Source organism: Aeromonas sp. LsrichE-8G (assembly GCF_022869435.1).
Lineage (GTDB): Bacteria > Pseudomonadota > Gammaproteobacteria > Enterobacterales > Aeromonadaceae > Aeromonas > Aeromonas caviae.
On sequence record NZ_JALIHH010000160.1, the window covers coordinates 1 to 391 of the forward strand.

Genomic DNA, 391 nt, shown 5'->3' on the forward strand with positions numbered 1-391 from the left:
ACCTATAAAGCGCAGCAGAATGTCGAACGGGGCTTTCGTTTTCTCAAGAGCCCGGAGTTTTTAACCTCCTCACTGTACCTGAAAAAGCCGGAGCGGATTGAAGCGTTGCTCATGGTGATGACCTGTAGCCTGATGATTTACGCAGCGTTGGAGCACCGGATCCGGCAGGGATTAGTGGAGCAGAATCGCAGTGTGGCGGATATGAAAAAGAAACCGACCCAGCAGCCGACGGCCCGTTGGATCTTTTTGCGCTTTGGTGGCATCCATGAATATCGACTGGGAGAAGCTCCGCCACAAGTAACGGAGCTAACAGGAGACCAGCAGATCATTTTGGAGGTATTGGGTGAGCGCTATCGGCAAATTTATTCCTAAATCAGGTGCGGAATGTCGG

1 protein-coding gene is annotated in these 391 nt (G+C 51.7%); it reads left to right on the forward strand.

All coding sequences use genetic code 11. The features are described from left to right. On the forward strand, window positions 1–372 hold a 372-nt coding region (locus MUW49_RS18080; protein WP_244813047.1), incomplete at its 5' end, for an IS1634 family transposase. Window positions 373–391 lie beyond the last annotated feature (19 nt).